Here is a 24387-nt window from a genome sequence, read left to right as displayed (position 1 = left end):
CTCAGCCCGTTCGGGCCGTGGTCGCCGTGTCGACTCCCCACTCACTCGTCACCGGGTTGCGGGATGTGGCCGAACCGTCGGACCTCCTGGGGCCAGCCGCATGCTTCCGCGAGCCTGCCGGCCCACATCCGGGCCGTTTCCACGTCGGCCACGTCCACCACGGTCAGCCCGCCCAGCCACTCCTTGGTCTCGACGTAGGGCCCGTCGGTGAACACCAATGAGCCGCTCGTGGCGTCGGCACTGAAGACGGGGGTGTCCCCTTCCTCCAGGCCCCCGGCGAACACGTACGCCCCGGCCGCCTTCATCTCTTCCACGACCGCCATGGCGAGTGGCCCCCGCGCGCGGAACCACTCCTCAGTGTGGTCACCCACCCACTGCTGGTTGAAGTAGATGAGGTACTCGGCCATGTCTGCTCCCTAGTCTCGGGCGGACCTTTGTCTGCCACCATCTCCGCTACGAACGGCGTCGAGCGGATACGACACTCGGGCGGGAGATTTCCACCTCGATGTCGGCGGGGGAGCGGTGGCGACCGGCTCTGTCCAGGAGGCTAGTGCAGGTCGGACGGCACCCGGGCGACGCCGACCGGGCAGCTCAGCCCGTTCGGGCCGTGGTTGCAATAACCGTTCGGGTTCTTCGTGGGCGCCAAATACTGCTGGTGCATGTCCTCGGCGAAGTAGTACTCGCCGAGCCGGTCGATCTCGGTGGTGATCTCGCCCTTGCCGGCCCGCGCCACGATCGGTGCGAACGCGTCCCGGGACGCCTGGGCGGTGGCGAGCTGCTCGTCCGTGGTCACGTAGATCGTCGACCGGTACTGGGTGCCCACGTCGTTGCCCTGGCGCATGCCCTGGGTCGGGTCGTGGTTCTCCCAGAAGACCTTCAGCAGGTCCTCGTAGCTGATCGTGGCGGGGTCGTAGACCACCTGGACCACCTCGGCGTGCCCCGTCATCCCCGAGCACACCTCCTCGTACGTCGGGTTCGGCGTGATGCCGCCCGCGTAGCCGGCGGACGTGGTGATCACACCCGGCAGCGTCCAGAACAGCCGCTCGGCGCCCCAGAAACAGCCCATGCCGAACACGGCCACCTGGGCGCCTTCCGGGAAGGGACCCTTGAGCGGGGTGCCCAGCACCTCGTGCCGGTCCGCGATCGGCATCGCGATCAGGCGACCCGGCAGGGCCTGGTCGGAGGTGGGCAGTTCGGCCTTCATGCGGCGCAGGAACACGGTGGGACTCCTCTCGTAACTCTCCCAGCGTGCAACACCGCCGGATCCGCCTTCCTTACCCGCTCCACCCACACTCAGGCGACCGCCGCCCAGGAGAAGGTCACAGCCGTCCCCCGGGTAGCGGTGGCGCGCTCGGGCCGGTCACGCCTGCCACCCGCTCCGTCACTCCTGGTGACATGGCCCGCTGGCCGCGCCTCCCTCGCCTCACCCGCTTTGCTCTGCATCCCTATATGCAACAGTCACGCTGGGTGGTGACTGGTGCTGTCGCGGCGGCGCGGGCGTTTCGTGTCGTGGCAGGTCAGTGGCCTGGTGCGGATATGGCTGCAGAGCAAAGGGCGCGAGATGGCACCCCGAGCGGCCTGGGCGCCCGTCGCAGAGCGTGACGCATGGTCATCGTTACTGTATGTGACGAAGGGTGTCGAGAGGTGCGCGTCAGGGGAGTCCTGCCGCCCGCCACGCCTGCCCCGCTTCGCGTGGGCTGTCGCGTTCGCCCCGGTTCTCCGCCCGCTCCGCCCGCCTCCGGGCGGCTGGGGCGCGTCAGAGGGCTGCGGTGATGCGGGCGGCGTAGGTCTCGGCCTCGGCGTCGTCGGCGTAGCGGGTGCGCGGCCAGAAGAAGCCGCGCAGGCCGTCGCCCTTCGTGCGTGGCACGACGTGCGTGTGCAGGTGCGGGACGGACTGGGAGACCTTGTTGTTCATCGCCACGAACGTCCCGCCGGCCTCCGTGCCGGTCTCCACGGCGACCGCGAGCCGCCGCACCAGGCCGAAGTAGCCGGCCAGCGCCTCGGCGGGCAGGTCGGCCAGGGCGATCAGGTGCGTGCGCGGCACCACCAGCACGTGCCCCTTGAAGACCGGCCGGGTGTCCAGGAACGCCACCCCGTCGGGCTCGTCGGCGACCCGGAAGGCGGGAGTCTCGCCGGCCACGATCCCGCAGAACACGCACCCGCTCATCCGTCCAGGCTATGCCGGCCGCCCGGATGGGAGACGCCCCCGCGCCGGCCCGCCGCCGTGGGCGCGGACCCGACAGCACCGTTCCGTTCCAGCCTTCGGGACGGGGGATTAGCCTCACGGGATGAGTCACGGCTTCGACACGCTCGCCATCCACGCCGGCCAGGACCCCGAGGCCCGCACCGGCGCGGTGATCCCACCGATCTACCAGACCAGCACCTACGCCCAGGACGCCGTCGGCGCGCCCCGGCTGGGCTACGAGTACAGCCGCTCCGGCAACCCGACCCGCGACGCCCTCCAGGAGTGCCTCGCCGCGCTGGAGGGCGGCCCGGTCGGGCTCGCCTTCGCCAGCGGCCTGGCCGCCGAGGACACCCTGCTGCGTACCGTCTGCAAGCCGGGCGACCACGTGGTGATCCCCGACGACGCGTACGGCGGCACGTACCGGCTCTTCGCCCGGGTGGCCGAGCGCTGGGGGCTGGACTTCACGCCGGCGAAGGTCTCCGACCCCGACGCGATCCGGGCCGCCGTCGAGCCGGGCCGGACCCGGATCGTCTGGGTGGAGACGCCCACCAACCCGCTGCTCGGCATCGCCGACATCGCCGCGCTGGCCGGCGTCGCGCACGACGCGGGCGCCCTGCTGGTCGTCGACAACACGTTCGCCTCGCCGTACCTCCAGCAGCCGATCGCGCACGGCGCGGACGTGGTGGTGCACTCGACCACCAAGTACATCGGCGGCCACTCCGACGTGGTCGGTGGCGCGCTGGTCGCGGCCGACGCCGGGCTCGGCGAGGAGCTGCGCTACCACCAGAACGCGATGGGCGCGATCAACGGGCCCTTCGACGCGTGGCTGACCCTGCGCGGCATCAAGACCCTGGGCGTACGCATGGACCGGCACTGCGACAACGCCGAGCGGATCGCGGCCTATCTGGACGGGCACGCCAAGGTCGGTCAGGTGATCTACCCGGGGCTGCCCGCGCACCCGGGCCACGAGGTGGCCGCGAAGCAGATGCGCCGCTTCGGCGGCATGATCTCGTTCCGGGCCGCCGGCGGCGAGGAGCACGCCGTCGAGATCTGCAACCGGACGAAGCTCTTCATCCTCGCCGAGTCGCTCGGCGGCGTGGAATCCCTGATCGAGCACCCGGGCCGGATGACACACGCAAGTGCTGCCGGCTCGCCGCTTGAAGTTCCCGGCGATCTCGTGCGACTGTCTGTCGGCATCGAAACGGTCGACGACCTGCTCGCCGATCTGGAGCAGGCGCTGGGCTGACCGCTGGCTGGGAGGGTGGCCGTGCAGGACATCATGCCGACCTGGGTGGGGGCGACCGCCAAGCAGATCGCCCGGGGCGTACGCCGGGGCGACGTCACGGCCACCCAGGTCGTCGCCGACCACCTGGACCACATCGCCCGGGTCGACGCCGACCTCGCCGCGTTCCGCACGGTACGCGGCGGGGAGGCGATCACCGAGGCGGAGAAGGTCGACGAGCAGGAGGACCTGGCCAACCTTCCGCTGGCCGGGGTGCCGGTGGCGGTCAAGGAGAACACCGCCGTCGCCGGGCTGCCCACCTGGAACGGGTCGGCGGCGGTGCGTACGCCGGTGGCCGAGGCCGACCACGAGGTGGTCCGGCGGCTGCGCGGTGCCGGCGCGGTGATCCTCGGGGTGACCCGGATGCCGGAGCTCGGCCTCTGGGGCCTCACCGACGACGAGACGGCCGTGACCCGCAACCCCTGGGACACCCGGCGTACCCCCGGGGGCTCGTCCGGCGGCGCGGCCGCGGCCGTGGCCGCCGGCCTGGTGCCGATCGCCCACGGCAACGACGGCCTCGGCTCGATCCGCATCCCGGCGGCCTGCTGCGGCCTGGTCGGGCTCAAGCCGGGCCGGGGCGTGGTCCCGTGCCAGCTCGGCGCGGACGACTGGTTCGGGCTGACCGAGCACGGCATGCTGACCAGCACGGTCGCCGACGCGGCCGTCGGATTCTCGGTGCTGGCCGGCCGCCGCCCGGACAAGCTGGTGCCGCCGCAGCGGCTGCGGGTGGGCGTCTCGCTCCGCTCGCCCGTGCGGGGCGTGCACGCCGACGCGCCCAACCGGGACGCGGTCGCCGCCGCCGGGCGGCTGCTCGCGGGCGCGGGCCACGACACCGTGCCGGCCGATCCGGTCTACCCGACGGCCCTGGGCCTGCAGGGCATCGCCACGTGGTTCGCCGCGGCGGCCGCCGACGTCCGCGCCGCCGGGTTGGACCGGCGCGGCCTCCAGCGGCGCAGCCGCCGGCACGTCGCTCTCGGCGAGTGGGCGCAGCGGCGGGGATACGTCCGGGAGGCCGACCGGGCCGCCTGGCGTGAGCGGTCGATCGGCTTCTTCGCCGACCACTCGATCGACCTGCTGCTCACGCCGGCCCTGGCGACCGTGCCACCGGAGGCCGACGGCTGGTCCGGCCGGTCCTGGCGGGCCAACATGCTGACCAGCATCCGGTACGCCCCGTTCGCCGCGCCGTGGAACATTGCCGGCCTGCCTGCGCTGGTGGTGCCGGTCGGCCGCCGCCCGGACGGGCTGCCGGTCGCCGTGCAGCTGATCGGCCCGCCCGGCAGCGAGCTGCTGCTGCTCGGCATCGCCGGCCAGTTCGAGATGCAGGCACCCTGGTCCCGGCACGCCCCCGGCTACCCGCGGATCCCCGCCCCCGTCTGAGGGGTGGCGTGCCGCGCGTCGGCGCGGGTGGCGGGTGGCACGATCAGGGCATGACGGAACTGGTCGGTCTCGCCGACGTACGGGCCGCGCGGGAACTTCTCGCCGACGTCGTCCGCACCACCCCGCTGGAGCCCTCCCGGCCGCTCAGCGCGGCGCTGGGCGGGCCGACGTGGCTCAAGTGCGAGAACCTGCAACGCGCCGGCTCGTACAAGGTGCGCGGCGCGTACGTGCGGATCTCCCGGCTGTCGGAGGCGGAGCGGGCCGACGGAGTCGTCGCGGCGAGCGCCGGCAACCACGCCCAGGGTGTCGCGCTCGCCGCCGGCCTCGTCGGTACGCACGCCACGGTCTTCATGCCGGTGAACGCGCCCCTGCCGAAGGTCGCCGCCACCAAGGGCTACGGCGCCCAGGTCGAGCTGGTCGGCAACACCGTCGACGAGTCCCTGGTCGCGGCGCAGAACTACGCCGAGCGGACGGGCGCGACGCTGATCCACCCGTTCGACCACCGGGACGTGATCGCCGGCCAGGGCACGGTGGCACTGGAGATCCTCGAACAGTGCCCCGAGGTCAGGACGATCATCACGGGGGTGGGCGGCGGCGGGCTGGTCTCCGGCATGGCGGTGGCGGCCAAGGCGCTGCGGCCCGACGTGCGGATCATCGGGGTGCAGGCCGCCGGCGCCGCCGCCTTCCCGCCCTCCCTGGTGGCCGGCGAGCCGGTACGCCTCCCGTCGTTCGGCACCATCGCGGACGGCATCGCCGTCGGCCGGCCGGGGGAACTCACCTTCACCCACGTCCGCAAGCTGGTGGACGAGATCGTCACGGTCTCCGAGGAGGACATCTCCCGGGCGCTGCTGATGCTGCTGGAGCGGGGCAAGCAGGTGGTGGAGCCGGCCGGCGCGGTGGGCGTGGCCGCGCTGCTGGCGGGCGTCGTCGAGGTGCAGGCGCCGGTGGTGGCGGTGCTCTCCGGCGGCAACATCGACCCGCTGCTGATGCTGCGGGTGATCGAGCACGGCCTCGCCGCCGCCGGACGCTACCTGCGGGTGACGGTGCGCTGCTCGGACCGCCCCGGCCAGCTCGCGTCGCTGCTCGGCGAGATCGCCGAGCACCGGGCGAACGTGGTGGACGTGGAGCACCAGCGGGCCAATCCGCACCTGCGCCTGGGCGAGGTGGAGGTGGCCCTGTCGGTGGAGACCCGGGGGGTCGAGCACTCCGACACGCTGATCAGCGCGTTGCGGGCCAGCGGCTACCAGGTGGTCTTCGCCGGCGAGGCGTGACACCGGGACCGGTGCCACGCCTCGCGGGGTCGCTCGTCGTCGCCCGGCCGGATCGGCGCTCGGGCGGCCGTGTCGCCAGCCCGGGCCGCCCCGGCCCGGCGGCGGGGGCTCAGCCGGAGAACGGCTCGAAGCTGACCACGGTCACCTTGATGTCGGCCCCGCTGGGGGCGGTGTAGGTGCAGGTCTGGCCGGCCCGGCCGCCCAGGATCGCCTGGCCCAGCGCCGACTCCGGGCTGTAGACCGTCAGCTCGGTGGTCGACGCGATCTCCCGGGAGCCGAGCAGGAAGGTCTCGGTGTCGTCCTTGTCATCGTCGAAGTAGATCGTCACGACCATGCCGGGCGACACCGCGTCGGCGGCCTGCGCCCCGCCCACCTTGGCGGTGCGGAGCAGCTCCTTGAGGTAGAGGATGCGCCCCTCGGCCTTGCCCTGCTCCTCGCGGGCGGCGTGGTAGCCACCGTTCTCCCGCAGGTCGCCCTCCTCGCGGCGGGCGTTGATCTCGGCGGCGATGACCGGCCGGTTGGCGATCAGCTCGTCGAGCTCGCCCTGGAGCCGGTCGAACGCGTCCTGGGACAGCCAGGTGGCGGGCGCCTCGTTGCCAGTGGACACAGGCGTTCTCCTCGTTCGTGCGTGCTGGCTGACAGGTGAACTTCCAAGTTACCAGTGCGGTACGACACCGGGCGCGCTCGAACACCGGCGGTACCCCCGGTGCCCGGGCCGCCGAGGCTGTCCGGGCCGCGCGCCCGAGCCCGCGCCGTGGCCGCTCAGCCCGCGGGCCGGCAGCGCAGCACCTCGCCGACGAAGGGGCGGGCGGTGGTGGCCAGCCGGTGCTGCGCGGTCACCTGCCGCTGGTCGGGCCGGGCGGTCACCGTCACCTCTTCCCGGCCCACCTCGGCGCCGTCGCGGTCCCGGGCGCGCAGCAGGCAGACCGCCGAGCCGCCCTTCGGCACGGTGACCCGGAAGTCGACAAGCACCTGGCTGTCGGTGATCCCCGTGTAGGTGATCACCTCGGCGTCGTAGTTCGGGTCGCCGTACTGCCGGTAGAGCCGCACCGCGACCAGGGTCATGACCGCGACCAGGGCGACCACCAGCAGCGCCACCAGCAGCGGCCGGCGCCGCCCGGGCTCCCGGCGGCGGCCGTACCGACCGGGCGGGAAGGCCGGCGCGCCCGGCGGAAGTGTGGCGTGCGTCTCGGTCACCGGCGGGTATCTCCTGGCGTCGTTGTCGGGGGCATCGGCAAGAATGGCAGGGTTCCATCTTCCCAGCCCGTCACGTCGTCAAATATGACAGGTCGGCACCGGCAGGTCCCGGCGCGGGGGGAAGATTCCGGCAGGTCAGCCGGGCGGTCCCGCGGGGGGTCCGCCGGGGCCAGAGACGAGGAGCGCCGACGTTGGCAGAGCAACTGCGACTGATGGCCGTCCACGCACACCCCGACGACGAGTCGAGCAAGGGCGCCGCGACCATGGCGAAGTACGTCGCCGAGGGCGTGGACGTCCTGGTGGTCACGTGCACCGGCGGCGAGCGCGGCAGCGTGTTGAACCCGAAGATGGACCGACCGGACGTCTGGGCCAACATCGCCGACGTCCGCCGGGCGGAGATGGACGCCGCGCGGGCGATCCTCGGCGTCGAGCAGGCGTGGCTCGGCTTCGTCGACTCCGGCCTGCCCGAGGGCGACCCGCTCCCGCCGCTGCCCGAGGGCTGCTTCGCCCTCCAGGACGTCGAGGTGGCCGCCGGCCCGCTGGTGCGGCTGATGCGCCAGTTCCGTCCGCACGTCGTGACGACGTACGACGAGGAGGGCGGCTACCCGCACCCCGACCACATCATGACCCACAAGGTCAGCGTGGCCGCGTTCGAGGCCGCCGGCGACCCGGAGCGCTATCCGGAGCTGGGCGAGCCGTGGCAGCCGCTCAAGCTCTACTACGACATCGGCTTCTCCCGGGGCAAGATCATGGCGCTGCACGAGACGCTGCTCGCCGCCGGCCTGACGTCGCCCTACGAGGAGTGGATCAAGCGCTGGGAGGACCGCACCGACAAGGGCCCCCGGATCACGACCCGGGTCGAGTGCGCCGACTACTTCCCGGTCCGCGACGACGCGCTGCGCGCCCACGCCACCCAGATCGACCCGGACGGCTTCTGGTTCCAGGTGCCGATGGAGATGCAGCGGCGGGCGTGGCCGACGGAGGACTTCGAGCTGGTGCGCTCGCTGGTCGACAGCCCGCTGCCCGAGTCGGACCTCTTCGCCGGGGTGCGCGAGACGGCCCATGCCCGCTGATCCGGGCCGGGGCTACCCTGGTCACCAACCGCACACCGGAGGAACGCCATGCTGACCGCCGCAGAGGTGCTCGCCCAGAACAACTTCGGGGACACCCGCACGGGTGGCCTGGCCGGGCCGATGGGCCTCTTCCTCATCCTCGTTCTGGCCACCGCCACCGTCCTGCTGATCCGCAACATGAACTCCCGGCTGCGTCGGCTGCCCGACCGGTTCCCCCAGCAGGGCCCGCCGGCGACCCCCGACCAGGCGGACGCGGCAGTCGTCGATCCGACAGAAGGTGCGCTGACGCAGGATTCATCCTCCGCCGCTCCCACCGGGCGTCAGCAGCGTCGCAACGGCTAGTCCGCCCATGATTCACGTCGAACCCGGTCGTCGCCCCCTGTTGCGGCCACCGGGTTTGCCTTAGCCTCTCGCCGGGGGGACCAAGAGTTCCCGAGCCGTGCGCGGGAGGGGGCGCCGATGACCACCACACCACCGGTCGCCCGTCGTACCGGCGAGCGGCCCGCAGGCGGAGCGGCCCGGTGACCTCCGGCAGGGCCGGCGAGTCGACCGACCGGGTCGAAGCCCGCGGCACCCCCGCGCGGCTGCTCCTGCTCACCGCTGCCGTCGCGCTGACCGCGCTGGTCGCCGCCGGGCTGGGGTGGACCGCCCCGACCCACCTTCCCGCCGACGACCCGCTCGGCGGGCCGGCCCGCTTCGGCCTCGCCGTCGCCGTGTTCGCCGTCGCCCAGTTGGCCCGGCTGCGCTTCCGCACCGCCGCCGGGATGGTGAGCATCACCTGGGGCGAAGCCGCGCTGATCATCTGCCTTTACCTGACGCCCACCGGCTGGCTCCCCTCCGCCGCGCTCCTCGGCGCCGCGCTCGCCTGGTCGGCCATGTCGCTGCTCGGCGACCGGCGGCCGGTGCTGGAGGTCGTCCGGATCACGGCGTCGCTGACCGCCGCCACCGCCCTGGCCGTCTCCGTCGCCACCGTGCTCGGTGAGCCGCTGCTGGCGACGCCGACCCCGGCGCTCGCCCTGGCCGTGCTCGCGGGCTCGGTCGCCTACCTTCTCGCCACCGCCTGGCTCGGCGGCGCCACCCTGGCGCTGCGGCACGGCATCCCCGTGGCGCCGCCGCTGCTCGCCGCGCTGCGGGGCAAGCTGCTGATGTTCGTCGGGAACGTGGCCGTCGGCCTGGTCGTGGTGGCACTGCTGGAACTCGACGCGCGCTGGCTGCTGCTGCTCCCGCCGCCGCTCTGGCTGCTCCAGCAGACCTACCGGCACCGGCTCCGCGCCGACCAGGAGCGGCGCACCTGGCGGGCCTTCGCCGAGGCCACCGCCGCGCTCAACCAGCTCGACGAGCGGGGCGTCGCCACGGCCGCCGTGACGGGCGCGCTGACCCTGTTCAACGCCGAACTCGTCGACGTCGACGTGGCCCGGGGCGACGGCCGGTGGCGGCGCTACCGGGGCGACCCGGGCGGCCAGCTGGTCGACCGGGAGGTCGCACCGCCCGGCCGGACCGAGCCGGAGGACCACGAGCTGGTGCGTACCCTCTCCGTGGGAGCCTCCCGGGTGGGCGAGCTGCGGGTCCGGTTCCCGCGCTGCGCGCCACCCAACGCCCGGGAACGCGACGCCGTGGCCGCGTTCGGCGACGCGCTCGCCGCCGCGCTGCACGACGCCGCGACCCACCGCGAGCTGCGCCTGGTCACCGCCCGCTCGTCGTACGAGGCGGTGCACGACCAGCTCACCGGGCTGGTGAACCGGTCGGCCCTGCTCAGCAAGGGCGACCAGGCGCTGCGCCAGCTCGCCCACGACCACCCGGTGGCGCTGCTGCTGCTCGACATCGACCAATTCAAGGAGGTCAACGACACCCTCGGGCATGCGGCCGGCGACCAGCTGCTGCGGTTGACCGCCAACCGGCTGGGCGCCCTCGCCCGCCCCGGGGACCTGCTCGCCCGCCTCGGCGGCGACGAGTTCGCGCTGCTGCTGACGTCGGTCCCGGTGATCGGCGACCGGGCCGCCCCCATGGCGTACGCGCTGCGGCAGGCCCGCGAGATCGCCGAGCGGCTCGCCGCGCCGACCGAGGTGGCCGGGGTGCGGATGTCCGTCGAGGTCTCCGTCGGGGTGGTGGTCGCCGACGCCGGCACCGCCGACCTGACCGAGCTGCTGCGCCGGGCCGACATCGCCATGTACCAGGCCAAGGAGGGCGGCGGCAGCGTCGCCGCGTACGACTCCGCCCGGGACGCCGCCAGCACCGACCAACTGGCCCTGCTGGCGGAGCTGCGCGAGGCGCTGAAGACCGACGACCAGCTCGTGCTGGCGTTGCAGCCGGCGGTCGACCTGACCACCGGCGCCCCGACGGGGGTGGAGGCGCTGATCCGCTGGCGGCACCCGCGCCGGGGCTGGCTCGGGCCGCACGACTTCATCCGCCCGGTGGAGAACAGCGAGCAGCTCGGCACCTTCACCCGCTACGTGCTGGACAAGGCGCTCGCCGTCGCCGCCGGCTGGGCCCGCGACGGGCTCGACGTGCCGATCTCGGTCAACCTGTCGGCGCGCAGCCTGCTCGACCCCCGCCTGCCCACCGAGATCGCCGACGCCCTGCGCCGGCACCAGGTGCCGCCGGACCGGCTGGTCCTGGAGATCACCGAGACGGTGGTGATGAGCGAGCTGGAGGTCATCGACGAGGTGCTCGCCACCCTGCGGTCGATGGGCGTGCAGCTCGCCGTCGACGACTTCGGCACGGGCTTCTCGTCGCTGACGTTCCTCACCCGGATCGCGGTGGACGAGCTCAAGGTGGACCGTTCCTTCGTGATCCGGATGGCCGACTCCCCGGAGGCGGCGGCGATCGTACGGACCACCGTCGGCCTCGCCCACGAGCTGGGGCTACGGGTGGTCGCCGAGGGCGTGGAGACCGCCGAGCAACGCCTCGCGCTGGCCGAGCTGGGCTGCACGGCCGCCCAGGGCTACCACTTCTTCAAGCCGATGCCGGCCGACAAGATCGGCGCGGTCCTCGGCACCCTGCTCGACGAGGCCCGCCCCAACGTCTTCCCGCTGCGCGCCGACGGCGCCTCCTGACCCCACCCGCCGCACGGCCGGTCCACGTCGGAGCGCGGGCGGGCGCGTCACCGGGTGGTTATGGTCGTCGGGTGAACCGACTCGCTGACGCCACGAGCCCGTACCTGCTCCAGCACGCCGACAACCCGGTCGACTGGTGGCCGTGGTGCGACGAGGCGTTCGCCGAGGCGAAACGCCGGGACGTGCCGGTGCTCATCTCGGTCGGCTACGCCGCCTGCCACTGGTGCCACGTGATGGCCCACGAGTCGTTCGAGAACGAGCAGGTCGGCGCGCTCATGAACGACGACTTCGTCTGCGTCAAGGTGGACCGCGAGGAACGCCCCGACGTCGACGCCGTCTACATGACCGCCACCCAGGCGATGACCGGGCAGGGCGGGTGGCCGATGACCGTCTTCGCCACGCCCGACGGCACCCCGTTCTTCTGCGGCACCTACTTCCCCCGGGCGAACTTCATCCGGCTGCTCCAGTCGGTCGCCGCGGCCTGGCGGGACCAGCGCGACGCCGTCGTCCAGCAGGGCGCCGCCGTGGTCGAGGCGATCGGCGGCGCGCAGGCGGTGGGCGGGCCCACCGCGCCGCTGGACGCCGCGCTGCTCGACGCCGCGGCCGACCAGCTCGCCAAGGAGTACGACGAGGTGAACGGCGGTTTCGGCGGTGCGCCGAAGTTCCCGCCGCACATGAACCTGCTCTTCCTGCTGCGGCACCACCAGCGCACCGGCTCGCCGCGCAGCCTGGAGATCGCCCGGCACACCTGCGAGGCGATGGCCCGGGGCGGCATCTACGACCAGCTGGCCGGCGGCTTCGCCCGCTACTCCGTCGACGGGCACTGGACCGTGCCGCACTTCGAGAAGATGCTCTACGACAACGCGCTGCTGCTGCGGGCGTACACCCAGCTCTGGCGCCTGACCGGCGATTCCCTCGCCGCCCGGGTCGCCGCCGAGACCGCCGCGTTCATGATCGACGACCTGGGCACCCCCGAGGGCGGCCTGGCCTCCGCCCTCGACGCCGACACCGAGGGCGTCGAGGGGCTCACCTACTCCTGGACGCCGGCCCAGCTCGTCGAGGTGCTGGGGGAGGACGACGGCCGCTTCGCCGCCGACCTGTTCGCGGTCACCGACGAGGGCACGTTCGAGCACGGCACGAGCGTGCTGCGGCTGGCCCGGGACGTCGACGACGTCGCCCCTGAGGTGGCCGCCCGGTGGGAGCGGATCCGGGCCCGGCTGCGCGAGGTCCGCGACGCCCGACCCCAACCGGCCCGCGACGACAAGGTGGTCGCCGCCTGGAACGGGCTCGCGGTCACCGCGCTGGTCGAGCACGCCGCGCTCACCGGGGATCCCGTCACCGCCGCCGCGGCGGTCCGGATCGGCGAGGTGCTGGCCGACCGCCACATCGTGGCCGGGCGGCTGCGCCGCGTATCGCGCGGTGGCGTCGTCGGCGAGCCGGCCGGGGTGCTGGAGGACCACGGCTGCGTGGCCGAGGCGTTCTGCGCCCTGCACCAGCTCACCGGGGAGGGCCGCTGGCTGACCCTGGCCGGTGGACTGCTCGACGTCGCGCTGGAGCGGTTCGCCGCGCCGGGCGGCGCCTTCTACGACACCGCCGACGACGCCGAACGCCTGGTCAGCCGCCCCGCCGACCCCACCGACAACGCCACCCCGTCCGGGCGCTCGGCGATAGTCGCGGCGCTGGTCGCGTACGCGGCGCTGACCGGGGAGACCCGCTACCGGGAGGCCGCCGAGGCCGCCCTGTCGACCGTGGCGCCCATCGTCGGCCGGCACGCCCGGTTCACCGGCTACGCGGCCACCGTCGGCGAGGCGCTGCTCTCCGGGCCGTACGAGGTCGCGGTGGTCACCGACGAGCCGACCGGGGACCCACTGGTCGCGGCGGCACACCGGCACGCCCCGCCCGGCGCGGTGATCGTGGCGGGCCGCCCGGGCCAGCCCGGGGTGCCGCTGCTCGCCGACCGGCCGATGGTCGACGGGCGGCCCACCGCGTACGCCTGCCGGGGTTTCGTCTGCGAGCGCCCGGTGACGACGGTGGACGACCTGGTCGCCCAGCTCGGCCGGCGCTGACGCTCTCACCCGGCCCTGAGGCTTCCGGCCGTCGCTCAGGCTGCCGCTTGGGTGCGGGGGTGCCTCCGGTCCGTGCCGGTGCTCACGGCCAGAGTTGCTCGCGTTCCCAGCCCGTGCCGGTGCGGCGGTAGCGCAGCCGGACGTGCCGGCGCTGCGCGTCCGCCTGCCAGAACTCGACGAGGTGCGGCGCGACCGCGTAGACGGTGTGCGTCTTGGCGACCAGATCGGGGTCGGTGGCCAGCCGCTTCCGGATCCGGGCCAGCTCGCGGTCCAACTCGGCGCGGTCGGTGAGCACGTCGCTCTGCCGGCCGGCCAGTCCGGCCATCCGTGACCCTTCGGGCCGTGCCAGGAAGTCGGCCCGGGAGACGTCGGGGTCCGCCGGGGCGGCGATTCCCCGCACCCGGACCTGGCGGCCCTGCTCGCGCCAGTGGAAGCTGAGCGCGGTCCGGGGGTTCTCGGCGAGCTGGCGGCCCTTGGCGCTGGCCGAACTGGTGGCGAAGTGCCAGCCGGCCTCGTCGAGGTCCTTCAGGATCAGCACCCGGGCGTCCGGCATGCCGTCGGCGTCGACGGTGGAAACGGTCATCGCGTGCGGCTCGTCGACGCCCGCGTCGATCGCACCGGCCATCCACTCGACGAAGAGGGCCAGCGGCTCGGCCGGGGCGGCGGCAGGATCGAACGACGGCATGTCGTGCGCGAGCACCGGCAGGCCACGGAGCAGACTGCGAATCGTCATGCCATGATCCTTTCAGCAGCGGGGGTGGGTGTTCGATGCGCCATCCGGCGGCGCAGGTGGCGGGGCGTCCCGATAGGCTGGCGCCGCTATGGATTCCCGTACCGGTCTGCCCGTTGTCGGCATGGTGGGCGGCGGCCAGCTGGCCCGGATGACCCACCAGTCCGCGATCGCCCTCGGCCAGTCGCTGCGCGTGCTCGCGCTGGCCCCCGACGACGGCGCCGCGCTGGTCGCCGCCGACGTCCAGTACGGCGACCACACCGACCTCGCCGCGCTGCGCACCTTCGCCAAGGCCTGCGACGTGGTCACCTTCGACCACGAGCACGTCCCCACCGAGCACATCCGCACGCTGGCCGCCGAGGGCGTGAAGCTCTTCCCACCGGCCGACGCGCTGCTGCACGCCCAGGACAAGCGGGTCATGCGGGAGCGGCTCGGCGAGCTGGGCGCGCCGAACCCGGCGTGGCGACCCGTCGCCGAGCCCGCCGACCTGGTGGCGTTCGGCGACGAGATCGGCTGGCCGGTGGTGCTCAAGGCGGCCCGCGGCGGGTACGACGGCCGGGGCGTCTGGATGGTCGACGACGTGGCGCAGGCCGAGGAGCTGGCCACGACCCTGCTGGCCGGTGGCACCCGGCTGATCGTCGAGGAGCGGGTGCCGCTGCGCCGGGAGCTGGCCGTGCAGGTGGCGCGCTCGCCGTTCGGGCAGGTCGCCGCGTACCCGGTGGTCGAGACGGTGCAGCGCGACGGCATCTGCGTCGAGGTGCTCGCCCCCGCACCGGGCCTGCCGGAGGAGCTGGCGGTCGCCGCCCAGCAGCTCGCCATCGACCTGGCCACCGCGCTCGGCGTGGTCGGCCTGCTCGCCGTGGAGCTGTTCGAGGTCGCCGACCGGGCCGCGCCCGGGGGTAGCCGGATCGTGGTGAACGAGCTGGCGATGCGGCCGCACAACTCGGGGCACTGGACCATCGAGGGCGCACGCACGTCGCAGTTCGAGCAGCACCTGCGGGCGGTGCTCGACTACCCGATGGGCGACACCTCGCTGACCGCTCCCGTGGTGGTGATGGCGAACGTCCTCGGTGGCGAGCCGGGCGGGATGTCGATCGACGAGCGGCTGCACCACCTCTTCGCGGCCGAGCCGGGTGCCAAGGTGCACCTCTACGGCAAGCAGGTGCGGCCCGGCCGCAAGATCGGGCACGTCACGGTGCTCGGGGACGACCTGGACGACGTACGGACGCGGGCCGCGCGAGCCGCCCGCTGGTTGCGGGAGGGGCGGGCGTGAGCTTGCGGGCCCCGCAGTCGCGAGTGAGAGGCAGGCACGCGTGAGCACCGTTGGACTGATCATGGGCAGCGACTCGGACTGGCCGACGATGAAGGCCGCTGCCGAGGTGCTGGACGAGTTCGAGGTGCCGTACGAGGTCGAGGTCGTCTCGGCGCACCGTACCCCGATCAAGATGATCGACTACGGGCGCGCCGCAGCCGACCGGGGCCTGAAGGTCATCATCGCCGGGGCGGGTGGCGCCGCCGCCCTGCCCGGGATGGTCGCCTCGGTCACCCCGCTGCCCGTGATCGGCGTCCCGGTGCCGTTGAAGCACCTCGACGGGATGGACTCGCTGCTCTCCATCGTGCAGATGCCGGCCGGCGTGCCGGTGGCCACCGTGTCGATCGGCAACGCCCGCAACGCCGGGCTGCTCGCCGTCCGCATCCTGGCCGCCGCCGACCGCGCCCTGCTCGACCGCATGTCGGCCTACCAGGCCGACCTGGAGCAGTTGGTCGCCGAGAAGGACGCGGCCCTGCGCGCCTCTCTCGCCTGACGTCTCCGCGCCGGCCGGACCCTGGGACTCGTCGCTGTGGGTGACGGACGCCGGGGTTGCGCAGGGTTACGGTGACGGCTCGGGGAGCCAACTCCTCCTCCGCCCCTTTGCTCTGCATGCCTCCGCGCACCAGCGCCCTGAGCTGGGGTTTTCGCACAGTCACGGTGGTTGACGCCTCAAGCATTCGTCACGCACGGTGACTGTTGCATCGATGGGTGCAGAGCAAAGGGGAGACGGGGCATGTGCCCGGTCGAGCCGAGGAGTCACGCTACGTGTTCTCCGGATCGGTGATCCAATCGGTGATCCAACGGCCGGCCTCTCGACGGGGCCAATCAGCAGTGGCAACTGATCGCGGGGGACGGACCCCCGCCGATCTCATCGCATGCCGCGCAGGGCCGTCTGGAGGCGTTCCTGGGCCCGGCGCCGGCGTTCGTTGCTCGCACCGAGCGCCAGCAGCAGGATGCCGACGGGGATCAGGGCCAGCCACGGGCCCAGGCTGAACAGGGCGTGCACCGCCGCGATCGCCGTCACGGCGGCGCCCACGATCACCGGCGCCTGCTGCTGGCTCATCGACCCGAAGACGAGGACGGCCACGGCGCCGAGCAGCAGCAGCACCTGGCGCAGCGTGCTGGAGTCGGTGGCCAGCACGATCGCCAGGGTCGGCACGAACGCGGCGACCAGCGCGGGCCCGTACGCGACCCAGCTGCTCAGGTCGGGCCGGTGCCGCAACTCCAGCACGCCGACGAGCAGGGCGAGTGCCGCGAAGGGCAGCGTGTAGGCCTCCGGCAGCGCCACGTCGGCCACCCGCATCAGGATCCACCAGGCGGCGATCTCGCAGACCACCACCGCCCAGAACAGGATGCGCCGCTCCACCGGCCGGCGGCCCGGTCGGGTCGCCGCCACGCCCAGCACCGCACCCCAGGCGGCCAGCAGCGCCGCGATGTGCCGGGGCGAGTCGAACGCCAACGCCAGGGCGATCAGGGCGGCGGCGTACCCGCTCCACTCGACGGTGGCCGCCTCCCGCTGGGCCTCGGGGCGACGCAGCCGGGGCAGGGTCGCGGCGAACACCTGGAGGGCCGCGCCGACCGCCAGTACGCCGAACGCGGACCAGACGGCCGCGAGGCCGGCCACCAGGCCGGCGGTGAGCACGAAGAGCTGCGCCATCAGCGAGGCGAACAGCCAGCCGAGGATGCGCGCCCGCTGGGTGGTGCCGAAGATCGCGGCCACCGCGCCGACGCCGACCGCGCCGCCCAGGGTGAACAGGGTCAGCTCCCGCGTCGCCAGGCCGCCGACCAGGCCCGCGCTTCCGGCGGCCAGGCCGATGGCGAAGACGAGCACCCGGGCCAGCCGCAGCGAGCGGGCCCGCTCGGCCAGCGGCGGGGGCGGGGTGAGCGCCAGGCCCAGCATCGAGATGGTGAACACGGACAGCGCCGCCAGGGTGCTCGCCGGCCAGCCGTTGCCGAGCGAGACCGGGGTGATCAGCAGGGTGACGGCGGCGCCGGGCAGCACCACCGGCACGGCCCGGGAGCGTCGCCCGCCGCTGAAGCCGGTGGCGGCCAGCGCGGCGGTCGCGGTGAGCAGCAGCGCGGTCAGCACGTGGGTCGCGTCGACCGCGTCGGGGGGCGGGGTGAGCAGCTCCGGCGGCGGCCCCTGCCAGACCCGGCCGAGACTGCGGTGCGGGTCGACCAGGGCGACGACCAGGGACGGCGCGATCGACACCAGCGCCAGGGCGGTGGGCAGCGCGGCGGCGGCGAGCGCACCGGCGGCGGGGCTGACCCGCCAGCGGCGCCGCGTGCCGTCGTCCGGCAGTCGCCGCAGCGCGCCGTCGAGCAGCACCGACCAGCGCCGGACCGGCTGGGCCGCGCCGACCGGCGGTTCCGTCGCGCCCCGCACCAGCTCGGCGAGCACCCCGAGCAGGGCCGCCGCGGCCGCGTAGACGCCGACGGGCATGCCGGCGGGGACGGCGGCCAGGGCGCTCACCGTGGCGCCGCCGACCACCGCCGCGCTCGCCCAGGGCAGGTACTGCGGGATCCGTCGCCGGACGGCGGCCACCGCCGCCAGGCCCAGGCTCGACGCGGCCAACGCGGCGGTGAGCAGCACCTCCGGCGCGCGCCCGAACTCGGCCGCAAGCGCCGCGACGGCGCCCGGGAACGCGAGCAGCGCGGCACCGGCTGCGGCGCCCCCGATCTGGGCGAGGTGCGGCGGCATCCCCTCGGTCTCGATGTCCTCCACCAGCGGCACGGCCAGCGACCGGGCCAGCGCCGCCACCACGATGCCGATCAGCGCGATGCTGCCAAGCGCCAGCGCGGTGGTCCACGGCCGGACCAGTCCCGCCCCGGCGGCGTGCAGGGCGACGACACCGGCCACGACCGCCCGGGACAGGCCGGCGCGGGGGTCGACCGCGGCCACGGCGGCTGCCCCGAAGACCGTGGCGACCATGCCGCCGACCAGGACGGGCGACCACCACGGCAGGTCGAACGCGGCCGGCGCGCCGATCGTGGCGAGCACGGCCGCCGCGCCCGACACGTCGTACTTCCACGGTGGCGGCAGCAGGACGGCGGCGGCGACGCCGAGCAGGGCCAGCGCGACCGGGGCCTGCCACGTCGACCCACCTGTCGGCCCGGCCGGCCAACCGGTCAGGTCACCGGCCCAGATCGGGCCCGGGGTGGCGAGCACCCCCAGGCCGCCCCGCAGCGCGCTCCAGCCGGCCAGCAGCCCGATCAGCACGCCGCCGACGGCGAGGCCGACGATCGGCCCCCGTCGCCACTCCTCCGGCATGGCCCGGGCGGCCACGGCCACCACCAGCACCAGCGCGGCGGCGACGGCGAGCTGCCCGCCGGGGGCGAGCACGGCCGCGATCCGGGCCAGGGTGGCGATCAGGGCGGCGGTCACCGCCGCGGCGGCCAGGTCGGAGCCGTCCAGGGTGAGGTCGGAGCGCCGGCCGGCGTCGATGGGACCGGCGAACACCACCATCGCGGCGGCGACGAGCAGCAGGCCGCCGACCCAGGCGTCGGCGGCGGTGGCGCCCGGGGCCCCGAAGGCGGCGGCGGTGACCGTGACCGCGCCGAGGGCGGTACCCACCGCCAGCGGCGTCGGGATGCGACGCTGGGAGACCTGCACGATGGCGGCGTGCCCGAGGGTGACGCAGACCGCCAGGAAGCTGGCCGCGAGCACCGGGACGGTGACCTCGCGCAGGCTCGCCGGGGTGGGCGTCGGGTCGACCGGCACGGTCGCGGCGACGAAGGCGGCCACCGCGCCCGGCAGCGCGAACGCCGCGCCCCCGGCCGCCCAGGCCGAGACGGTGTCGGCCGCCGCCGGGGCGAGCCGCATCCGGGGCGCCACGGCGACCAGGACCCCGGCGGCGAACAGGGTGAGCAGGACCGCGGTGGTCAGCGCCGGCCGGGCCAGTCCCGCGCCCGCGCCGAACAGGCCGACGCCGGCGGCGGTCGCCGCGTGCGCCAGCGCCGCGCGTTCGGTGCGGGCGGAGAGCCCGACCACCCCGATGCCGACCGCCGTCAGCACCATCGGCCAGGGCGCCACCGCCCAGCCGAGACCGAACGACGCCGGTACGGCGAGCGCGGTCAGCGCCGCGCCGACCACGGCGAACTCCCGGCGGATCTCGGGCGGCAGGGCCAGCACCGCGGCGACGGTCAGCAGGAAGGCGCTCGCGGCGAGCTGCCAGGCTGCCGGTCCGACGGCCGCCGACAGCTCGGCCGGGTAGCGGTCCAGGTCGGCCGCCCAGGCCGGCAGCGCGGCCCGGACGGGGGCGACCCCGGCGCGCAGGGCGCCCCCGGCGACCACCACCCCACTGACCGTGAGCGCCACCGCCGAGGCGAGCTGCGGCCCGCGGCGGGCCGCCTCCGGCACCGCCCGCACGGCCAGCCCGGTCAGCGTGATGACCGCCGCGATCAGCAGCAGCGCCCGCCCGGGGAACGCCACCGAGGCGATCCGGCTCAGCGCGCCGATCACGGCGAGGGTGAAGATCCCGGCGCCGAGGTCGGGCAGCGGCGGCCGGCGCAGCACCAGCGTCCCGGCCAGCCCCACCGCGGCGGCCAGCAGCAGCACCACGCCGGCCCCGGTGGCGACCGGCACGGTGCCCGCGCGGAGCAGGGCGGAGACGGCGTACGCGAGGGCGAGGGCGACCGCCACCCCGTGCAGCACCCAGGTCAGCTCGCGCAGCCACGGCACCGGGCGGGCGGCCGGCACCCGTTCGTGCGCCGGCAGCCCGCCGTCGACCACCTCGCCGACCTCCTCGGGCGCCCCCTCCGGCCGGCTGTCGGCGCGGCGCTGCCGGGGCGTGGCCGGGGACCCGGCGGGTGCCGCCGAGGGCCCGGGCAGGTCCCGCCGGACCGGCCGCTCCACGGTGACCGCGGACCGCGCCAGCCAGAGGTCGAGCAGGGCCACCGCGGTCAGCACGAGCGCCCAGCCGGCCGGGCCGGTGATCCGGTCGGACGCCAGCAGCGGCAGCACCGGCTGCGCGGCCAGCACCGTGGCGAACCGGGGCGCGCGCAGCCCCGTCCAGCCCGCGTAGCCGAAGGAGACGCCGGCGGTGACGGCGAAGATGACGCCGGCGAAGATCGCGCCCGAGGCGCCGCCGTTGCCGATCCGGTCCACCGCCCACAGCGCGTACCCGGCGAGCGGCACCAGGAGCAGGCCGACTGCGGAGATGGTCTCGGCGGTCGAGGTGAGCCCGCGCCGGGCCAGCACCGGCGGGGCGAGCAGCATCAGCACGGTCGCGAGCAGCAGGATGCCCAGCCGGGCCAGCGCGTCCATCGAGCTGGTGGCCACCGCGGCGAAGACCACGGCGGCGACCCCGAGCAGCAGCGCGCCGAGCCCGAGGGGGATGTTCTGCACCTCGCGGGAGGACGCCTCCGGGGGGTGCTCCGGGTCGTCGGCGTCGAGCCAGGTGGCGGTCGACGTCGGGGGCGGCGGCGGGTCCTCGGGGGCGGCCGGGGTGCCCTGCCGGGGGACCCGGGGCGGGGCGCCGGTGGCGGCCGTGGGCGGCCGGCGGCCCGGCCTGCGGCGCAGCACCCGACGGGGGCGGGTGGCCTGCTTGAGACGTTCCTCACCGGCGTGGGCGAGGATGTCCCGCTGGAAGAGCGCGGCCTGCATCTTGGCGGCGATCTGCCGCTGCTCGCTGGCGATGGCGGCCTCGCGGGCCTTCATCTCCGCGATGGAGCGCTCGATCTCCGCCAGGTGCTCGACCCACTGTGGCTGGTGCGCACCGCAGTGCGGGCAGCTGGCGGCCGGTTTGATCTCCCGGCCGCACGAGGAGCACTGAAAGCTCGCCACGACACCCCTCCACCCGCACTGTGGACTCCCACCTTGGCAGCATGCCCAATGTGGGCGCGGATTTCGACAGTTGTCGGCGGGTCCGGGGCAAAGATCGTCCACGCGTACGGCGAACGGCCGGTCGCGGAGCGTGCTCCGCGACCGGCCGTCGGTCGTCGATCGTCAGGGGCGGCCCATGCCGCGGTACTCCCAGCCGGCCTGCGTCCACAGTGCCGAATCCAGGCAGTTGCGGCCGTCGACCACCTTGCGTCCGGCGGCCAGCTCGCCGAGGGCCACCGGGTCGGCGTTGCGGAAGTCGGCCCACTCGGTGAGTACGCAGACCAGGTCAGCCCCGGTCACGGCCTCGTTGATGCCGGGCTCGTAGACCAGCTCGGGCGCCACGGCGCGCGCCCGCTCCATGCCCTGCGGGTCGTAGACGTGTACGTCGGCGCCCGCCTTGCGCAGCAGCGAGGCGACGGAGAGCGCCGGCGCGTCGCGTACGTCGTCGGTGTTGGGCTTGAAGGTCGCGCCGAGCACGGCCACGCGCGTGCCGGAGAGATCCGGTCCGGCGGGCCCGGAGCGGCGGCCGAGCAGCTCGGCGGCGAGCTGGACCACCCGGGTCCGGCGGCGCAGGTTGATCAGGTCGACCTCGTGCAGGAAGCGCAGCGCCTCCCCGGCGCCCAGCTCCTGGGCGCGGGCCTGGAACGCGCGGATGTCCTTGGGCAGGCAGGCGCCGCCGAAGCCGAGCCCGGCCTGGAGGAACCGGTTGCCGATGCGCGGGTCGAAGCCGATGGCCCGGGCGAGGTGGGTGACGTCGCCGCCCGAGGCCTCGCAGACCTCGGCCATCGCGTTGATGAAGGAGATCTTGGTGGCGAGGAAGGCGTTCGCGGCGACCTTGACCAGCTCGGCGGTGGCGAAGTCGGTGACCACCAGGGGCACCTCGCGGTCCTCGGTGGCAGCCAGGTCGAAGACGCCCTTGTGGGCGGCGTAGAGCATGCCGTTGGCCCACTCGCTCTTGACGCCGACGACGATCCGGTTGGGCCGCAGCACGTCGTCGACGGCGAAGCCCTCCTGGAGGAACTCGGGGCTCCACGCCACCTCGACGCCCAGGTCGGCGGGGCTGTGCTTGCTGACCAGCTGCTCCACCCACTCGGCGGTGCCGACCGGCACTGTCGACTTGCCGACGATCAGCGCCTTGCGGGTCAGGTGCTGGGCCAGGCTGGTGACCGACGCCTCGACGTACGACAGGTCGGCGCCCATCCCGTCGGCGCGCTGCGGCGTGCCGACGCAGATGAAGTGCACGTCACCGAAGTCGGCCACCTCGGAGATGTCCGTGCTGAACCGCAGCCGCCCGGCCGCCAGGTTGCGCTTGAGCAGCTCGTCGAGCCCGGGCTCGTGGATCGGCACCTCGCCGGCGTTGAGCATGGCGATCTTGTCGGCGTCGACGTCGAAGCCGAGGACCTCGTAGCCGAGTTCCGCGTAGCAGATGGCGTAGGTCGCGCCGAGATAGCCGGTGCCCAGGAAGGTCACCCGCGGTCGCTGCGCGCCGGAGGGGGGCGTCACCGCGGCGATGGCGGGCATCGGCTGGGTGTTGGGGTACGGGATCGTCACGCCTGTCTTCTCCGCTCGCGCTGGCGTCGCGTCGTCGCGTCGCGTTCTGCTGCGGCGCCTGGGCGGGCACCGGAGGGACTCTAACGTCTGCCTGTTCCATCGTCGCCGGGCGGCGTCGGCGCTCCGCCACGTCCAAGGCTACGCGGCGGTAACATGACCCCGAACCGGGTCGCTATCCTTCAGTCTGCGCCGTCGGCGGTCAGGAGACGCTACAGACTGCGCATGATAGCGGTGAAGGGGAGGGGCCGACATGGCCGCAGAGCAGTCGTTCGACGTCTACCGGTTGCCCGAGGAGCACGAGGCGATCCGGGAGGCGGTCCGTGAGGTCTGTGCGGCCAAGGTGGCGCCGCACGCCGCCGAGGCGGACGAGACCGGCGAGTTCCCGAAGGCGTCGTACGACGCGCTGCGGGCCGCCGACTTCCACGCACCGCACGTCCCCGTCGAGTACGGCGGTGCGGGCGCGGACGCCCTGGCCACGGCCATCGTGATCGAGGAGGTGGCGCGGGCCTGCGCCTCGTCCTCGCTGATCCCGGCGGTCAACAAGCTCGGCACCATGCCGCTGCTGCTGGCCGGTTCCGAGGAGCTCAAGCGGCGCTACCTGACCCCGGTGGCGGCGGGCGAGGCGATGTTCTCGTACTGCCTCTCCGAGCCGGAGGCCGGCAGCGACGCGGCGTCGATGACCACCCGCGCGGTGCGTGACGGCGATCACTGGGTGCTCAACGGCGTGAAGCGCTGGATCACCAACGCCGGGGTGTCGGAGTTCTACACCGTCTTCGCGGTGACGGACCCGTCGGCCCGGTCCCGGGGCATCTCCGCCTTCGTGGTCGAGAAGTCCGACGCCGGGGTCAGCTTCGGCGCCCCGGAGAAGAAGCTCGGCGTCAAGGGCTCGCCGACCCGCGAGGTCTACCTGGACAACGTCCGGATCCCCGCGGACCGCATGATCGGCGCCGAGGGCACCGGCTTCGGCACCGCCATGAAGACCCTGGACCACACCCGGGTCACCATCGCCGCGCAGGCCATCGGCATCGCCCAGGGCGCGCTCGACTACGCCAAGGGGTACGTCCAGGAGCGCAAGCAGTTCGGCAAGGCGGTCGCCGAGTTCCAGGGCGTGCAGTTCATGCTCGCCGACATGGGCATGAAGCTGGAGGCGGCCCGGCAGTTGACGTACGCAGCGGCCGGCAAGTCCGAGCGGGGCGACGCCGACCTGACCTACTTCGGCGCGGCGGCCAAGTGCTTCGCCTCGGACGCGGCCATGGAGATCACCACCGACGCCGTGCAGCTGCTCGGCGGCTACGGCTACACCCGGGACTACCCGGTCGAGCGGATGATGCGGGACGCCAAGATCACGCAGATCTACGAGGGCACCAACCAGGTGCAGCGCATCGTGATGGCCCGCCAGCTCCTGAAGGGCTGAGCCGGTCGGCGGGCGGGCCGGTCGTCCGGCCCGCCCGCATCCTCACCCGGCT

The 24387-nt window shown here is 74.3% G+C and carries 17 protein-coding genes and 2 pseudogenes; 11 read left to right on the top strand and 8 right to left on the bottom strand.

The window, feature by feature from the left end:
• Positions 1–41 precede the first annotated feature (41 nt).
• The 3 genes from ACLQ20_RS01550 to ACLQ20_RS01540 all read right to left on the bottom strand — a co-directional run bounded on the left by ACLQ20_RS01550 (position 42) and on the right by ACLQ20_RS01540 (position 2167).
• Positions 42–407, bottom strand: a complete 366-nt coding sequence (locus ACLQ20_RS01550; protein ID WP_151454226.1) for a YciI family protein — start codon at positions 405–407, stop codon at positions 42–44.
• 140 nt (positions 408–547) lie between these two features.
• Complete coding sequence (gene msrA / locus ACLQ20_RS01545; RefSeq protein ID WP_151454225.1) at positions 548–1219, bottom strand: peptide-methionine (S)-S-oxide reductase MsrA; 672 nt, start codon at positions 1217–1219, stop codon at positions 548–550.
• A 537-nt stretch (positions 1220–1756) separates the two neighbouring features.
• Positions 1757–2167, bottom strand: a complete 411-nt coding sequence (locus ACLQ20_RS01540; protein ID WP_327030517.1) for an HIT family protein — start codon at positions 2165–2167, stop codon at positions 1757–1759.
• 121 nt (positions 2168–2288) lie between these two features.
• Between ACLQ20_RS01540 and ACLQ20_RS01535 the strand changes: the two genes are divergently transcribed.
• Genes ACLQ20_RS01535 through ilvA form a run of 3 tightly spaced genes read left to right on the top strand, consistent with a single transcriptional unit; the run spans position 2289 to position 6115 of the window.
• Positions 2289–3431, top strand: coding sequence for a cystathionine gamma-synthase (locus ACLQ20_RS01535; RefSeq protein WP_121396518.1), 1143 nt, complete (start codon positions 2289–2291; stop codon positions 3429–3431).
• A gap of 15 nt (positions 3432–3446) precedes the next feature.
• Positions 3447–4844: an amidase gene (locus tag ACLQ20_RS01530; protein WP_327030518.1), complete on the top strand. Its 1398-nt coding sequence runs from the start codon at positions 3447–3449 to the stop codon at positions 4842–4844.
• 50 nt (positions 4845–4894) lie between these two features.
• Positions 4895–6115, top strand: a complete 1221-nt coding sequence (ilvA, locus tag ACLQ20_RS01525; RefSeq protein ID WP_151454222.1) for a threonine ammonia-lyase — start codon at positions 4895–4897, stop codon at positions 6113–6115.
• A 109-nt stretch (positions 6116–6224) separates the two neighbouring features.
• Here the strand turns inward: ilvA and greA are convergent, their stop codons facing one another.
• Both greA and ACLQ20_RS01515 read right to left on the bottom strand, forming a co-directional pair.
• On the bottom strand, positions 6225–6722 hold the full coding sequence (gene greA, locus ACLQ20_RS01520) for a transcription elongation factor GreA (protein WP_132233490.1): 498 nt from the start codon (positions 6720–6722) through the stop codon (positions 6225–6227).
• Positions 6723–6877: 155 nt separating this feature from the next.
• Positions 6878–7312, bottom strand: coding sequence for a DUF4307 domain-containing protein (locus ACLQ20_RS01515; protein ID WP_151454221.1), 435 nt, complete (start codon positions 7310–7312; stop codon positions 6878–6880).
• Between the two features lie 191 nt (positions 7313–7503).
• On the opposite strand from ACLQ20_RS01515, the gene mca reads away from it, so the two are divergent.
• The 5 genes and pseudogenes from mca to ACLQ20_RS01490 all read left to right on the top strand — a co-directional run.
• The gene (gene mca, locus ACLQ20_RS01510; RefSeq protein WP_151454220.1) at positions 7504–8385 is read left to right on the top strand and encodes a mycothiol conjugate amidase Mca; all 882 of its coding nucleotides are present in this window, start codon (positions 7504–7506) and stop codon (positions 8383–8385) included.
• Between the two features lie 48 nt (positions 8386–8433).
• Complete coding sequence (locus tag ACLQ20_RS01505) at positions 8434–8727, top strand: hypothetical protein (protein ID WP_151454219.1); 294 nt, start codon at positions 8434–8436, stop codon at positions 8725–8727.
• Between the two features lie 248 nt (positions 8728–8975).
• Positions 8976–11438, top strand: a complete 2463-nt coding sequence (locus ACLQ20_RS01500) for a putative bifunctional diguanylate cyclase/phosphodiesterase (protein ID WP_425854232.1) — start codon at positions 8976–8978, stop codon at positions 11436–11438.
• A 71-nt stretch (positions 11439–11509) separates the two neighbouring features.
• A pseudogene (locus tag ACLQ20_RS01495) lies at positions 11510–12740 on the top strand (thioredoxin domain-containing protein); the annotation flags it as partial.
• Positions 12741–12799: 59 nt separating this feature from the next.
• Positions 12800–13504, top strand: a pseudogene (locus ACLQ20_RS01490) (hypothetical protein); the annotation flags it as partial.
• Between the two features lie 82 nt (positions 13505–13586).
• Here the strand turns inward: ACLQ20_RS01490 and ACLQ20_RS01485 are convergent.
• Positions 13587–14237: a pyridoxine/pyridoxamine 5'-phosphate oxidase gene (locus ACLQ20_RS01485; protein ID WP_151454216.1), complete on the bottom strand. Its 651-nt coding sequence runs from the start codon at positions 14235–14237 to the stop codon at positions 13587–13589.
• Between the two features lie 88 nt (positions 14238–14325).
• Between ACLQ20_RS01485 and ACLQ20_RS01480 the strand changes: the two genes are divergently transcribed.
• Both ACLQ20_RS01480 and purE read left to right on the top strand, forming a co-directional pair.
• A complete protein-coding gene (locus tag ACLQ20_RS01480; protein WP_327030521.1) occupies positions 14326–15507 on the top strand; it encodes a 5-(carboxyamino)imidazole ribonucleotide synthase in 1182 nt (393 codons plus the stop codon).
• A gap of 40 nt (positions 15508–15547) precedes the next feature.
• A complete protein-coding gene (purE, locus tag ACLQ20_RS01475) occupies positions 15548–16039 on the top strand; it encodes a 5-(carboxyamino)imidazole ribonucleotide mutase (protein ID WP_132233504.1) in 492 nt (163 codons plus the stop codon).
• Positions 16040–16414: 375 nt separating this feature from the next.
• Here purE and ACLQ20_RS01470 read toward each other — a convergent pair whose 3' ends face one another.
• A complete protein-coding gene (locus ACLQ20_RS01470; RefSeq protein WP_327030522.1) occupies positions 16415–21331 on the bottom strand; it encodes an SCO7613 C-terminal domain-containing membrane protein in 4917 nt (1638 codons plus the stop codon).
• 162 nt (positions 21332–21493) lie between these two features.
• The gene (locus ACLQ20_RS01465; protein ID WP_151457237.1) at positions 21494–22921 is read right to left on the bottom strand and encodes a UDP-glucose dehydrogenase family protein; all 1428 of its coding nucleotides are present in this window, start codon (positions 22919–22921) and stop codon (positions 21494–21496) included.
• A gap of 250 nt (positions 22922–23171) precedes the next feature.
• On the opposite strand from ACLQ20_RS01465, the gene ACLQ20_RS01460 reads away from it, so the two are divergent.
• Entirely contained in the window at positions 23172–24335 is a 1164-nt protein-coding gene (locus ACLQ20_RS01460; protein ID WP_132233510.1) for an acyl-CoA dehydrogenase family protein, read from the top strand.
• Positions 24336–24387: the final 52 nt, after the last annotated feature.

Source organism: Micromonospora sp. DT46 (genome assembly GCF_049841735.1).
In the GTDB taxonomy this organism is placed as follows: Bacteria; Actinomycetota; Actinomycetes; order Mycobacteriales; family Micromonosporaceae; genus Micromonospora; species Micromonospora reichwaldensis.
The sequence above is the reverse complement of the archived record's forward strand: the minus strand, read 5'-3'. Positions and strand labels throughout refer to the sequence as shown.